Origin of the sequence: Bernardetia sp. MNP-M8 (assembly GCF_037126285.1) — a bacterium.
In the GTDB taxonomy this organism is placed as follows: Bacteria; Bacteroidota; Bacteroidia; order Cytophagales; family Bernardetiaceae; genus Bernardetia.
In genome coordinates this window covers 1105393-1119330 of sequence record NZ_CP147012.1, presented here as the reverse complement: position 1 = coordinate 1119330, position 13938 = coordinate 1105393, and the positions used below count along the sequence as shown (strand labels likewise).

General features: G+C 31.5%; 13 protein-coding genes. 6 read left to right on the top strand and 7 right to left on the bottom strand.

Annotation, left to right across the window (positions count from 1 at the left end; all coding sequences use genetic code 11):
* Positions 1-24 precede the first annotated feature (24 nt).
* Positions 25-1029, top strand: coding sequence for a hypothetical protein (locus V9L04_RS04675; protein WP_338792918.1), 1005 nt, complete (start codon positions 25-27; stop codon positions 1027-1029).
* 84 nt (positions 1030-1113) lie between these two features.
* Positions 1114-2430 carry a CapA family protein gene (locus V9L04_RS04670; protein WP_338792917.1) on the top strand — a complete coding sequence of 439 codons (1317 nt, stop codon included), beginning with the start codon at positions 1114-1116 and terminating at the stop codon, positions 2428-2430.
* Between the two features lie 323 nt (positions 2431-2753).
* Here the strand turns inward: V9L04_RS04670 and V9L04_RS04665 are convergent, their stop codons facing one another.
* Positions 2754-2900, bottom strand: coding sequence for a hypothetical protein (locus V9L04_RS04665; RefSeq protein ID WP_338792916.1), 147 nt, complete (start codon positions 2898-2900; stop codon positions 2754-2756).
* Between the two features lie 257 nt (positions 2901-3157).
* Between V9L04_RS04665 and cobT the strand changes: the two genes are divergently transcribed.
* The 3 genes from cobT to V9L04_RS04650 all read left to right on the top strand — a co-directional run bounded on the left by cobT (position 3158) and on the right by V9L04_RS04650 (position 5333).
* Positions 3158-4204, top strand: coding sequence for a nicotinate-nucleotide--dimethylbenzimidazole phosphoribosyltransferase (gene cobT / locus V9L04_RS04660; protein ID WP_338792915.1), 1047 nt, complete (start codon positions 3158-3160; stop codon positions 4202-4204).
* A 220-nt stretch (positions 4205-4424) separates the two neighbouring features.
* Entirely contained in the window at positions 4425-4874 is a 450-nt protein-coding gene (locus V9L04_RS04655) for a DUF2141 domain-containing protein (protein ID WP_338792914.1), read from the top strand.
* A gap of 126 nt (positions 4875-5000) precedes the next feature.
* On the top strand, positions 5001-5333 hold the full coding sequence (locus V9L04_RS04650; RefSeq protein WP_338792913.1) for an iron-sulfur cluster biosynthesis family protein: 333 nt from the start codon (positions 5001-5003) through the stop codon (positions 5331-5333).
* 98 nt (positions 5334-5431) lie between these two features.
* Here V9L04_RS04650 and V9L04_RS04645 read toward each other — a convergent pair whose 3' ends face one another.
* The 6 genes from V9L04_RS04645 to V9L04_RS04620 form a co-directional block, all read right to left on the bottom strand.
* Entirely contained in the window at positions 5432-5827 is a 396-nt protein-coding gene (locus tag V9L04_RS04645) for a hypothetical protein (RefSeq protein WP_338792912.1), read from the bottom strand.
* A 251-nt stretch (positions 5828-6078) separates the two neighbouring features.
* On the bottom strand, positions 6079-6981 hold the full coding sequence (locus tag V9L04_RS04640; protein ID WP_338792911.1) for a MerR family transcriptional regulator: 903 nt from the start codon (positions 6979-6981) through the stop codon (positions 6079-6081).
* Positions 6982-7221: 240 nt separating this feature from the next.
* Positions 7222-8211 (bottom strand): succinylglutamate desuccinylase/aspartoacylase family protein, encoded by a 990-nt coding sequence (locus V9L04_RS04635; RefSeq protein WP_338792910.1) that lies wholly within the window; start codon positions 8209-8211, stop codon positions 7222-7224.
* Between the two features lie 58 nt (positions 8212-8269).
* The gene (locus tag V9L04_RS04630) at positions 8270-9130 is read right to left on the bottom strand and encodes a hypothetical protein (protein WP_338792909.1); all 861 of its coding nucleotides are present in this window, start codon (positions 9128-9130) and stop codon (positions 8270-8272) included.
* A 176-nt stretch (positions 9131-9306) separates the two neighbouring features.
* A complete protein-coding gene (locus V9L04_RS04625; protein WP_338792908.1) occupies positions 9307-10278 on the bottom strand; it encodes a transketolase family protein in 972 nt (323 codons plus the stop codon).
* Positions 10279-10457: 179 nt separating this feature from the next.
* On the bottom strand, positions 10458-11180 hold the full coding sequence (locus tag V9L04_RS04620) for a hypothetical protein (RefSeq protein WP_338792907.1): 723 nt from the start codon (positions 11178-11180) through the stop codon (positions 10458-10460).
* A gap of 135 nt (positions 11181-11315) precedes the next feature.
* Between V9L04_RS04620 and V9L04_RS04615 the strand changes: the two genes are divergently transcribed.
* Positions 11316-13880 carry a T9SS type A sorting domain-containing protein gene (locus V9L04_RS04615; protein WP_338792906.1) on the top strand — a complete coding sequence of 855 codons (2565 nt, stop codon included), beginning with the start codon at positions 11316-11318 and terminating at the stop codon, positions 13878-13880.
* Positions 13881-13938 lie beyond the last annotated feature (58 nt).

Below are 13938 nucleotides of genomic sequence, written 5' to 3'. Positions count from 1 at the left end.
TTCATTTTTTAGAAAAAATCATTTATGAAATCAAATCTTATTCTTTTCTCTTTTATTTTTGTGATTTTTTGTGGATGCAATGATAACAGAGAATTTCCGAAAGTAAAAAAGCTATCTGAATTTCCAAAAACAGAGTTTTTACCTACTCTTGAAAACAAAATTTCTAAAGATAAAAACGCTGTTTATTGTGTTACACTTTTGTATACGTGGGATGAAGTTAGAAAGGCTATAAAATCTCCTTTGCAAATAAATAGTAAAGAAAATTCACAAGATTTGGTTTTAGTTCATAATTCGACTTCTTTTAAAAATGTATTGAATGCTGATGAATATTCTTCTTCTGTAAATGTAGAAGGAGATAGAATAGAAGCAAAAGCAGAATTTGATAAATCTTTACCTTTTGAGTTTGATTTGAAAAATTTTCATAATGAACTAACTTTTAAAGGAAAAAAAGTAGCTTCTTTTGGTAGTTTTGGAGGAGGAAAAAATGCTTATAAAACAATAGATATTCTTTATTATAAGAACGATGATGAATTTGTAATCAAACTTTTGCCGAAAGACCAGCAGCACGAAATCATTTTATTCAAGACCAAAAAGCAATTTAAAAACTTTGTTCAAATGAATAATGAGTTAGAACAAAATAGAAAACTAGGAAAAAAAGAGCAAAAAAATGAAAGTAAATACTGGAAATATTATTTGCAAGATGAAGATGAAGTAGTTATTCCAAAATTTAATTTTAATATTGAAACGAATTATTCAAATATAGAAGGAAATAAAATCAAAACTTCAGAAAATAATTATGTAATTACGACAGCTTGGCAAAGAACAGCTTTTATTTTAGATGAAAAAGGAGCAGAAATTAAAAGCGAAGCAAGAATTGAAGTAACAGCAGAAGCATTAGAAGAAGAATTACCAAAGCCAAAAAAAATGCGTTTTGACAAACCATTTTTTGTAGTTTTGAAAAAAACACAATCTCTGAATCCTTATTTTGTTCTTTTTGCTAATAATGCTGAACTTATGGTAAAGGAATAAGCAATAATCTTAGAATAGAAAACCCTAAGGGGCTTCAGAGTCCCTTAGGGTTTAAATCAAACATTTAAAACCAAACAAAAAACAATGAAACATATCTATCTATACATTTTAGCCTTTTCAATTCTATCAAATTTCTCATCGTGTTCGCCTGCACAAGAAGCATCTGCAAGTACAGAAGATAGTGAAAGAATAAAGGATTCATTAAAGGTAATTGCCAACTTTGAGCCTATAAAAGACTTTACAGAAAAGCCAGATACAAATAAAATTACGTTTGCTTTTACTGGCGATTTGATGTGTCATGGCTCGCAATATCAAGCTGTTTTTCAAGGAAATGATACGTATGATTTTGTTCCTGTTTTTGAAGGAGTAAAGCCATTTCTATCAGCTGCTGATGTAATGGTCGGAAATTTAGAAACGGTTTTAGCAGGAGAAGGAAAGAATTATAAATCTTATCCCCAATTCAATACGCCAAACGCCTACGCTGATGCGCTCAAAGATGCAGGTTTTGACATTATCGTAACAGTAAATAACCATACTTACGACCAAGGAAAAGATGGTGTTTTGCGTACTTTAGATGAACTAGACAAACGAAATTTTACAGGAGTTCTGGGTTCGTATCGCACACAGGAAGCACAAGACGAAATAAAAGTGTTTGAAAAAAATGATATTAAATATAGTATTTTGGCTTATACACAATTTTCGAATATCACGCTTCGTGAATCTGAAAGCCATCTTTTTCAGCTTATTGATACTGTAAAAGTAGGACAAGATATTCAGAAAGCAAGAAAACAAGGAGCTGAAATTGTTTTGATTCATTACCACTGGGGCGCAGAATATTTGCCAGAGCCAAATTCATATCAAAAGATGATTACTGAAAAAACGATTGAACTTGGTGCAGATGTAATCATTGGAGGACATCCACATGTTTTACAGCCGTTGAAAAAATATAAAACTCAAGGCAATGCGACTTTGGATAGTGGAATTGTAGCCTATTCAATGGGAAACTTCTATTCTGGACAAAGAAAGCGTTTTCGTCATAATGGCGCAATTGTTTGGCTAGAAATGGAAAAAGTAACTGAAAAAAATCAAAAGAGAGACCCAAAAAATAATAATCAAAAAATATCAAAAATTATTTTGAAAAACATTGCTCATTTGCCTACTTGGGTCTATTTTGGAAGAGTTCGTGATGCTTCAAAGAATGAATACCGTATTTATCCAGCTCAAAATGATTCTGTTCCTTTTTCGCCTTTTTTATCTTTAGATACTCTTGATTTTATTTCAAAAAGTGGTAGAGCTTATCTCAATCAAAGTAGAAAAGATAGTGATAATGCACTGCGAATGTATAATGTAGATAGTAAGCATTTATTTTTAGATAAAAACGGAAAAGCAATTTTGAAATAGGTGCATCAAATAGCTTTTTATTTTTGTAAATAGTGAAGTTGTTTAAGAATAGATTTTGAGTGTATATTTGTTGGTGTTGCTACGCTAAAACACCAACAAAGGCTATGTTCTTTTTCCTTAGCACTAGGTTTGCAAACCTAGTGCTAAGGAAAAAGAGTATTCTTAAACAACTTTAGTTATAACCTGTAAAAAAATAGGGCAAATCTACTGATATTTATGTAGAATTGCCCTAGACCTAAAAGCTTTTATTTCTATTCTATAAAATATAGATTTACTATTAATTTTGCTGCTTTTTAGGGTTTAAATAACTTTGAAAATAATAATTATTTATACTGATTATTATAATGTGCACGCTTTTGTTTAGCTGCTTTCGGTTTAACATAACAAGCCGAACGTTGACAAGAAGTACCTAAACCAGCAAAGGCTAAGAAAGTGAAAGCAATAAAAGCACGAAAAAAAATAGAACGCATAAGTAAGATAAGGTTGAATAAAATAAAATAAAAGTGATTCTGAGTATATAAAAAAAGCTCTAACAATGAACAAATGTTTTTTAATATACTCTATTCAGAAGGAAAAGGTTGTGTTAAATCAACAGTAAATGTTGTATTTTATGACAAAACAAAGAAAATCATTTTTATTATACAACTCTTTTATAGTCTTTATTATTGTGGATTAAATAAAGTATTGTATTTTTGAAAAAAAAACATTTTTATTAACTTTTTATTCTATGTCTTTATCCTTTACTATTGCTGCTCCTTCTTTGGGTTTGCGTCCAGAATTACAGCGAAAAATCAATCAAAAAACAAAACCTATTGGCTCTTTAGGAAGATTAGAAGGTATTGCTCTTCAAATAGGACTTATACAACAAACACTTTCCCCTACTCTTCTCAACCCTCACATTGTTGTTTTTGCTGCTGACCATGGAATTGCAGAAAGTGGTGTTAGCCAATATCCACAGGAGGTAACACACCAAATGGTAAAAAACTTTTTACAAGGAGGAGCAGCAATTAATATTTTTTGTAAGCAAAGCAATATTGAACTCATTGTTGTAGATACAGGAGTAAAAAAAGAATTCGATGAGCAACAAGAGAATTTTTTACAACTAAAAATAGCACTTGGTACAAATAATTTTTTAGACAAACCTGCTATGAGTGAAAAAGAATGTTGGAAATGTATAGAACAAGGAAGTAAAATTGTAGAAAATATTTCTAAAAAAGGTACAAATATTATTGGTTTTGGAGAAATGGGAATTGGAAATACCTCTTCTGCATCTCTTATTTTGCATCATCTCACAGGAATAAAACTTGCTGAATGTGTAGGAAGTGGAACAGGATTGAATGAAAGAGGAATAGATAAAAAACTTACTCTTTTGAAACAAGCTGATCGCAAATATCCAAAAAACATGAAACCCTTCGAAGTTTTAGCTACTTTTGGAGGTTTTGAAATTGCTCATATGGTAGGAGCAATGCTAGAAGCAGCACAACAAGGCATGGTTATTTTAGTAGATGGTTTTATTGCAACGGCTGCTGCTATGATGGCACATGCATTTTATCCACAAAGTAAAGAGTATATGATTTTTTCTCATCAATCTGGCGAATATGGACATGCTCACATGTTAGAGCATTTGAGAGTAATGCCACTTCTTTTATTGGGAATGCGTTTGGGAGAGGGGACAGGGTGTGCTATTGCCTATCCTCTTTTGGAATCTGCTATTGCTTTTCTGAATAGTATGGCTTCATTTGAAACAGCTAATGTTTCAGAATCATTAAGATAAGAGGAAGAGGTGATGTTGTAAAAAGTATGATAAGTTATTTGGCTCTTGGTGTCGTTTCGCTAAAACACCAACAACTGTATTGGACTTAAAATGAGTTAATTAATAAAAAATCTATTAAAAACCATATTTTACTTCTAAATATCAAAACATTTGGTATAATAATAGAGTAATCTATGAGTGAATTATTTTTTCAATTTATATCTCATTATTAAATCCAATTATGAAATCTTCTCAATTTTTCAAAACAGCTTTATTTGCTGTTTTATTTATGTCTATTTTTGCCTTTTCTACCACAGCATTTGCTCAACATACACTCACAGTGGAAGTTTCTAATATAAAAAGTGACAAAGGAACAATAATGATAGCTCTTTTTAAGGGAGAAGATGGTTTTCCAAAAGATGATTCGAAGGCTGTCAAAAAAATGAAAGTAACTATAAAAGATAAAAAAGCAACAATTACTTTTACAGATTTAGAAGCAGGAGATTATGCTTTTGCATTATTTCACGACGAAAACGGAAATAATGAAATGGATAGCAATATGTTTGGAATTCCAAAAGAAGGCTATGGATTTTCTACTAATTTCAAGCCTAAGGTAAGCGCACCTGACTTTGATGAAGCTGACTTTAAAATAGAAGCAGATACAGTTCAAAAAGTCAAAATTATCAACTAATTTTGTAGCAAAATCATTGATGATGTTTTTCATATTTTATTTTAACGGAGCGAACTGACACTATCGTGATATTTAATTTATCTTTTAATAATAGACTTAGAAATCTATGATACTTTTAATTAACAAATGATTCCTGTTACAATTTCTGATAAAGCATTTTCTCATATTCAAACTATTCTATCAACCAAAAGCATTCCTAAAGAATACGGATTGCGCTTAATTGTACAGGGTGGGAATGGATGTAGTGGAGTCAATTTCCGTCTAGGTTTTGATAAAAAAAAGGAAGAAGATGAATCGTATTTTTTAGAAAATCCTTTGAGTTCTTTAAGTAATGACAAAGAAAGACTAGAAGTTATCTATCAAAAAAAAGATATGTTATTTCTGATAGGTCTAGAAATTGATTTTGAGGAACGAAGCAGCGAACAAGGTTTTGTTTTTCAACCCAAATCTTCAGAATAAAAAAACTTTTGTACTTATTTCAAAAAGCAAAAATGACTGATAAAAACTTATTTATCAGTCATTTTTTATATATGTGAGTAGAGCTAACTAAAGACCTTTTAAGCTCCTACACTTTTAAACCATTCTTGAAAATGCTCTCCTATAATTGGAACAGGCTTGTGTTCACCATTTATAGCTCCCATAAGTCCCATTACCCAAAAAATAACTAAAGGTATTATTCCAAGTATAGAAATTAGCCATCCAAGTAATGGAATAATATTTACTACTGATAGAGCAATACCTGCTACTCCTATACCAAGCATTTGGCGAATATGAAAATTAACATATTCAGATTTTTGCTCTTGATTCTGAACAAAAGCTATAACCCACCCTATTATAGTAATGTAGGCTATAATTCCATTTGATTTTTCTTTATCTGAAATAGAAATGCTTCTTTCAGTAGCTGTTTCTATATCTGAAAAGTTTTTTGATTGTCTTGATTCTTGAGATTCCATAATTTTGAGTAGTTTAATTTTAAAATTAGTAAAAATGAAATTTGGTTTTCACTTTAATACACAAAAAAAAACACCCAAACGGCTCATCTATAGAAGGAAAAATCTAACTTTAATAGCTTAGAAATAATTACGAATTAAAATTATGAATGTAATACACTGAATATCAAAAAAACATTATTTTTAAATGAGTATGTTATTTAATTTCAATTCCTTATTTATAAAAAATACAATTATGAAAAATAATTTTATATCTATTCGGCAGCTTTATCTTCCGAATAAGAAATCAAATCTTGTGGTTTTTGTAGAATATGAACATTTTTAGAAGTCTTATAATCTTGTCCCATTACCTGAAAGCCAGAAACTAAAATATCAGCATCTGGAAAACGCTCACCAATCTCAAATAAATATTCTTCTACTGCATTTGCACTTGGTGAAGACGTAATAATGGTTATTAAGGTAGCAGGTTTGTGAGTTGCATATACTTCTTGTAAGTCTTTCAAAGGAAGATTTTGCCCTAAATAAATGACTTGATTTCCTCTTACTTTCAATAAATAATAAGAAAATAGGAGAGAAATTTCGTGCAATTCTCCACTAGGTAAGAATAAAATATATTTTTTTCCTGTCCCAGATGACTTATCTCTATACTGTCCATCTATTGCAACAATTATTTTCTGACGAATAAGTCCTGTAATAAAATGTTCTTGAGCTGGATTAATTGCATTGGTAGTCCAAAGCATTCCTATTCTGCTCAAAAAAGGATAAATAATATTAAGCATTGTCTTTTCAAAACCAAACTGCAAAATACTCGTCGACATGATTCTCTCAAACTGTTCTTCATTGATATCAATTGTAGCAGCTGTTAGTGCGCTAATCTGAGATTGATAATCCGAAGTTCTTGAAAGAGTTTCCCTTACTTTTACATATACTTCGTTTTGGGACATTTTGGCAATCTTCGAAATACGAACCCCATTATTATTGAGTAATGCTACATTGAGCATATATTTCAAATCTTCTGAGTCATAGTAACGAATGTTTGTATCTGTTCGTTTGGGCGTTACGATTTCATAACGCTGTTCCCACATTCGGATAGTATGTGCTCTAATGCCTGTTAGGTTTTCTAAATCTCGTATGGAATAAGTATTGGTATCTCGCACGATAAATAAATTTAAGAGTAAGTAGAGTAGATTATTAATATATTATTAGTATTATATCTTTTCTTTCAAAGTTAATAAAACACTATTTTTGTCTTCCTGAGTAGTAAATAATTTATACAATAACGCAAAAATATAAAATTTGTTTAATATGATTGTGAAAATATTCAACAAAAATTAATCTGTGTTTACCTCTCGTAGACAAAAGAACTATTTTAAATCTAAATAAATAATTATAACTTTCTAACTTGTTTTACCCAAATGAAAGATGGCATCTCCTTGATTTACAACAGCTTGATGATTAATTGCTACTACATGGCAACGTTGTTTGCAAATAATATCGTGATGAAGTTCTCCAAAAGGATCTGTAAGGCTTCCAATAATTTGTCCTTCCTCTATCATCGAACCATTTCTAACAAAAGATCTAAAAAGACCTGAAAATTTAGCTCGCATCCAAGAAGTACGTTCCAAAATAACAGGTTCTGTAACTCGGTCTGCACCACGCATTTTGAGTATATCTTCTCTGTCTATCATGTCTAAATGATGCATTAAACGAACAGCACCACGCATTCCTTCTTTTACAGGTGCACGATTTAGGCGTTGTGACTCTCCTCCTTCGTATACCAAAATAGGTTTTCCCATTTGTTGAGCAAGATTACGAAGCGACTTATCTCTTAGTTTGGCATTAATAATAAAATGAGGTGCAAAAGCACGAGCATATTCTTCATTTTTTCCTTCAGCAAGCAAACAACGAAGCTGAGAGAAATTATTTATTCTTCCTCCTCCTGTATGAAAATCTAAGCCTAAATCTATATGAGGTAAAATTTCGGTAGTAAACGCATTAGCCACACGACTAGCCAGTGAACCTTCTTTGCTCCCAGGGAAACTTCTATTAATATCTTTTCCATCAGGAACTTCTCTAGAAAAATTCAAAAAGCCATAAATGTTTAAAAGAGGAATGGCAATGACAGTTCCACGTTTAGGAATGAGTAATTCTTTAGAAATTAATTGTCTTATTATCTCTACTCCATTTACTTCATCGCCATGCATACCTGCAATTAACAACAATGTTTTACCAGGTTTTTTGGAACGATATACAAAAACAGGTGTATCAATAGAAGTACGTGAAGGAAGTTTTGCAATATTGAGATTGATTTGTTTGTGTTCGCCTACAGCTACTGAAACTCCATCAATGACGATGTCTTTATGATAATTTGGAAATTCGCTTTTCATAGTTTTTGTTTTGAGTGATAAAAAATGTGTTTTAAAATTAGTTTATTACAACACATATTTATTCCAAAATATAATTTCCTTTGTATTTCTCAAATTCTTTTTTCAAAAATTCTTTTACTTCTTCTGGTGATTTTTCTAATAAGTGGTCTATTTCTGAATTGTGTGCAAACTTTATTTTTCGGTCAGTTTGATTCAAATATCCTTTCTTGTACAATTCTTCTATCGAAGCAGGATTTTCGTTTAACTTTACAGCTTGGTTGAGTTCTTTTGGAACTAAAAAAGCATTGTTATAATGGATATTAACGACTTGATAATCATATTTTTCACAAATATCTTCTAACATTGCCACGCTATATCCAAAAAAATTGTCGCCCTTCCAAAACGTATCTGGGTGATAGGTTACTGTAAAACGAGTAGGATAAGGAATACGCTCATTAATTTCAGTACAAATTACTCTAGGACGATATTCTGAAAGAATACTATCTAAAATAAAATAATCATAACTATCAATATCCAAATTTAGGAACAAGAAATCTTTTGGAGCTTCGGCTACTTTCAAAAGTGAAAGAACTGTATCAGGCAACGCTTTGGTGCGTAAAAGCTGAACATTCGGATAAATTTTGTACAAATTAGATAAAAAAGCAAATTTTTCACTATCGTACTCAACAGCTACTCCTTCATATCCATCCCTAAAAAAAACGAAAGTATTAGACATCGTAATTCCGTCAGAAGCTGCAATATCTACTATAAAATTATTATCTGATTCTGTATTTTTACTAATTTTATCAAAGTAAGAAGCCAGTATTTTGTCTTCTCCAAAATTAGCATAACTTTCTGTGCTATGTTGTGTAGGAACATATTTTTTTCGTGCTTCGTAGCCAAAAGTATCTAATACACCACGTAAAATATTTTTTATCATTTTTTTGAGTTAAATGTTATTGGTGAGGACACCAACAACGGCGTAATACCAAAAACAGCGAGAGAAATTTTCTTTGAAAAATAAAAGTCAAAATTTACAAAAAAAAAGGCAATCTATTTTAAAATTGCCTTTTTTGTCTAAATAGAATAACAAATTCTATGCTATATAATTTTAATTTAAACTGAAGCAAATTTTGCTTTACGTTCTAAAACAGCTTTTGCTTTTTTGATAATATCAGTTGAAGTAAGTCCATATTTTATCATCAATTCTTCAGGTGTTCCACTTTCTCCGAAGCTATCATTTACACCTACAAATTCCATAGGAACAGGATTATTCATCACTAAAGTTTGTGCAATACTACTTCCCAAACCACCCATAATTTGATGCTCTTCGGCAGAAACAGCACATTTTGTCTTAGAAACAGACTTCAAAATTGCTTCTCTATCTAATGGTTTAATTGTATGTATATTGATGATTTCGGCAGAAATTCCTTCTTTTAAAAGTTCTTCATGAGCCAAAAGAGCTTCCCAAACCAAGTGTCCAGTTGCAAAAATAGTAACATCTGTTCCTTCTTGTAAAGTGATTGCTTTTCCGATTTCAAATTTTGTATCAGTAGGCATAAAAACAGGAACTTTCGGACGACCAAAACGCAAATAAACAGGGTTTTGATAATCTGCAATTGCTAAAGTGGCTGCTTTTGTTTGGTTATAATCACAAGGATTGATAACAGTCATGTGAGGAAGCATTTGCATCATTCCAATATCTTCCAAAATTTGGTGTGTTGCACCATCTTCTCCAAGTGTAATACCTGCATGAGAAGCACAAATTTTGACATTTTTACCAGAATAAGCAATCGACTGACGAATTTGGTCATATACTCTACCTGTTGAAAAATTGGCAAAAGTTCCAGTAAAAGGAATCCAGCCACCAATAGTAAGACCTGCTGCAATACCCATCATATTGGCTTCTGCAATACCAACTTGATAGAAACGCTCTGGAAATTGCTTTTGAAAATCGCCCATTTTGAGTGAACCAATAAGGTCAGCACAAAGTGCCACTACTTTAGGGTTTGTTTTACCTAGTTCTGTAAGTCCGTCGCCAAAACCTGAGCGAGTATCGTTTTTTGTGTCGAAAGTATATTTTTTCATGTTCTTAAAACAATGATATAAATGATAGAAATAAGAAGAAGAATCTATTTATAAGACAAAGATAAACGGTTTTGTCGTAAATCCCATTATCAACGTCCGATTACGGACGATTGCTAAGGGAAAAATCTGTTTTTTATTCTAACATCAGCATTTATAATTTACCATTTATCACTTACCATTCATTTTAGCCACCTTTCTACTTGTAGTTGTCCTGCCACTCTGTATTTGGATCTCCTGATTGTATTCGAACTAAAAGCCATTTGATTACGAACTCCTTTCAGAATTCCGTTTGAAGAATGAATAAAATGAGTAGAACTTCCATCAATAAACAAAAAACCTGTATGAGTATCTAATCCTAAAATATAAATTCCGTTACCCATTTCTTCTACCTCTTCCATAAAATCTCCAAAGCCTGCATTGACTTTCAGTTTTATAAATTTTTTATCTACAGTTTTTCTGATAAGTGTTTCAGAAGCTGCTTGAGCCATTTTTATTCTATCAATCGGATAGCCCAAATCTCTCAAAATAGTTGTTACAAAATATCCACAGGCTATTTTTCCCTTGCTAGGTATTTGTGTTGTTCCCGAATAACTCCATTTTGTTCCGTACCAATACTTACAAACCTGCTCAAAACTATTTTTAAATGTTTTTTGTGCCTTTTCTAAAATCTTATCTTTTTCTGAATCTGTTTTGGCTGCTTGATATTCTTTTTTGAGAGAGTCTTGTTTTACTTTTATTTCAGAAAGCAGTATTTTGTAATCCGAATGAGAATAATACCAACGATAAAAAGGAGTTTGATATTTATAAGGCGAAAGATAAAAACCAATTGCTGCCAAAATAATAACGACAATGGAAAGTTTGAGTAAGAGTCTGAATAAGAAGCGTTTTAGACGTTTTAACATTGAATTTTGAGTTAAATGAAATGTAAGAAAAGCAAGTTACGAAATAAATTATAAGAAAATAATATCAAAATGATGCAACCATTTGTATTACTCTTTGGGTCTTGATTAAAATACAACTTAACCCATTTTATTCGTATGAATTATTTTAAATTAATCCAAAAGTATTTATTAATACTATTTTTTTCACTCCTTACATTTCAATCTAGTTTTTCACAAACTATAAGTCCTCCATTTCAACAAGTACCTGCTGTGCCTCCTAGTGGAAGTAGTGGGAGTGTGTTTTTTGATATAAATGCTACTGGAGATTGGATACTTACTAGCACTAATTCTAATGTAGGTGGGCGAGGTAATGGAAATGATGTCTTTAGATTTGATTATGGTTTGAATGATACACCAGATGAACGCATTTATACATTTAATTTATATGACCCTGCTATATCACAAGGAAGTGTCTCCTCTGTAACTGTAACACCTAATATTATTACTTTTCCCCCAAACGCAACACCACAGGATGTTTTACAAGCTAATCCTTATTTTTTTGGAGACCCTCTGTACCCTAGTTATATATATGCAATTTTTCAACAAGTAAGTGGAAATGATTACGAAATAATCGTAGACATAAGTGATGCAGGATTAGGATATACAGAAGCTCAATATCCTATTCGCTTGAAAGGAGGAGGAAGTAATGCTAGTATTACTCCTGCTAATGGAGGAGGTAATACTGCTGTATTTAGAACAGATGCAAATGGAGAACTTGCATGGAATACTGTTGTTCCCTCTAAAACATTGGATATGACGAATGGAGCAAGTCCTAATGGAGAAGTACAATATAACTCAGGCTCTGGATATTTCGCCCCACCAAATATAGTCTTATTAGGTTGGTCTAGTTCTTTGCCTACTCCAGTATTTGAAACTCAAGTCACAAATGGAAATGTTACTTCAGTTACTATCCTGCCTATAGGAGGATTTACACCAAATACAGAATATACTTGTACAGTTAATATCGTTCCTTCTTTTACTGTAGATGTAGCAGCAGTAGTAAATATAAATAATCCTTCTACAAATCTTACTCCTGTCAGTAGTGCTGTCGTTTCTCAGCTAGGAAATGTTGACTATTATTCTGTAAGTGGAAAAGTATTTAGAGATTGGAATGGTAACCAAGTACAAGATACTGGAGAAGAAGGTATTGCAGGTGTTAATATATTGAATAGTAATAGTTTTCCTAATTCTTGGGTTTTTACAGAATCGGAAGGAAATTATAGATTAAACTTTCTTCGTGCTTTTGGTAATACAGTTACATTTTCTCCACAAATAACAGAAGCTACACCAATAAATAGAACAGTAACTTTGTCAAACACCAATCCATCAGTAACAGGACAAGATTTTGCTATTGGAGCTACTGGAGGAAGAGTAGGTGGAATTATTGTTTCTCAAGATGGAGAACGAGTGCTGCCAAATCAAGATTATAAGTATCAGATTTTGTTGGATAATTCTACTAATTCTAGTCAAACTATTGCAGCAAGTTTTACTCCTGATAGTCGATTTGAAATAGTGAGTAGTAGTGTAGATTTTGATGGAAATATTCCTGCTACATTTTCGGTTGATGTTCCAGCTTATTCTAGTCAGACAATAGATATTGTTTTGAAAGCAAGTGAATCTGAATCTCTCACAAATGGAGAGTATATACGTCATTATCTTGAAATAAATAGTTCGACAGGAAGATATAACGAGCAAGCACAAATCACACAGCAAATAGATGAAAATGCAGTTTCTCAAAGTATAAATTTGTCGCTTTTATCAACTCCTTCGCTTACTCAAGAAGAAATCTCATCAGACAAAACATTTACCTATCACATTTATAAAGGAAATAATGCGCCTGCTGAAACAGCTTATACTGAAATGGTTATTTATCTGAATGAAGATGCAGATATGAGTAAACTTGATATTTTAGAAAGTAGTTTAGAGTTTTCGAATGTAGAAGTAAGTAGTAGCAAAACAATTCGTTTGAAATTAAATAGTAATCCTAGTGAAACAGCTCCTTTGTCATTCTTATTTAATCTAATTAGCGAACAAACGGATCTGCGTGTTTATGCTTTGCTAAATTATTATAATGGTTTTGGAAATCTTATTTCGTCTGATATATCTTCTATTATCACTACAAAAGTAGATGCTAATCCAGCACCTCAACAACTCATCGGAATCTTTAAAGCTGCTGAAGGAAATGCTCTTAGTTGGGTGGCAAATGATGGTTTTTCAAACTTTGTCATTTCAAGAAAAAGTGAAAATGAAACCGAGTTTAAGGAAGTGGGACAAATAGGAGGAGCAGAAAGAAACTGGCTAGATACACAAGTAAGTCCAACAACCACTTATACCTATAAAGTTTTGGGTAAAAAGGATGCAGCTAGTTCTAATTTTTCAAATGAAGTAACTATAAAAACAGATGAGACCATTACAGCCATAGATGAAAAGCAAAGTAGCAGAATAACACTTTACCCTAATCCAAGTCAAAATAGTATTCATTTTAAAGGAACAGAATTACTTTCTATTTCTCATATTGAAGTAGTGGATTTGTTAGGAAACAGAATTATTAAAGCTACGAATTCATCAAATTTAGATATTAGTAATTTGAAAAATGGAATGTATATAGTGCGTTTTGTATCTCAAAAAGGCGTATTTACAAAGACATTTTGTAAGATGTAAGTATTACATTTCAATTTGATAAAAAAAAAGCAGACTTTTATAAAATAATTACTTTATA

Coding starts and splice junctions, on each gene's coding strand:
- V9L04_RS04670 (WP_338792917.1), top strand. CDS start 1,114: ATGAAACATATCTATCTATACATTTTAGCCTTTTCAATTCTATCAAAT.
- V9L04_RS04675 (WP_338792918.1), top strand. CDS start 25: ATGAAATCAAATCTTATTCTTTTCTCTTTTATTTTTGTGATTTTTTGT.
- V9L04_RS04630 (WP_338792909.1), bottom strand. CDS start 9,130: ATGATAAAAAATATTTTACGTGGTGTATTAGATACTTTTGGCTACGAA.
- V9L04_RS04625 (WP_338792908.1), bottom strand. CDS start 10,278: ATGAAAAAATATACTTTCGACACAAAAAACGATACTCGCTCAGGTTTT.
- V9L04_RS04655 (WP_338792914.1), top strand. CDS start 4,425: ATGAAATCTTCTCAATTTTTCAAAACAGCTTTATTTGCTGTTTTATTT.
- V9L04_RS04645 (WP_338792912.1), bottom strand. CDS start 5,827: ATGGAATCTCAAGAATCAAGACAATCAAAAAACTTTTCAGATATAGAA.
- V9L04_RS04620 (WP_338792907.1), bottom strand. CDS start 11,180: ATGTTAAAACGTCTAAAACGCTTCTTATTCAGACTCTTACTCAAACTT.
- V9L04_RS04665 (WP_338792916.1), bottom strand. CDS start 2,900: ATGCGTTCTATTTTTTTTCGTGCTTTTATTGCTTTCACTTTCTTAGCC.
- V9L04_RS04650 (WP_338792913.1), top strand. CDS start 5,001: ATGATTCCTGTTACAATTTCTGATAAAGCATTTTCTCATATTCAAACT.
- V9L04_RS04635 (WP_338792910.1), bottom strand. CDS start 8,211: ATGAAAAGCGAATTTCCAAATTATCATAAAGACATCGTCATTGATGGA.
- V9L04_RS04615 (WP_338792906.1), top strand. CDS start 11,316: ATGAATTATTTTAAATTAATCCAAAAGTATTTATTAATACTATTTTTT.
- cobT (WP_338792915.1), top strand. CDS start 3,158: ATGTCTTTATCCTTTACTATTGCTGCTCCTTCTTTGGGTTTGCGTCCA.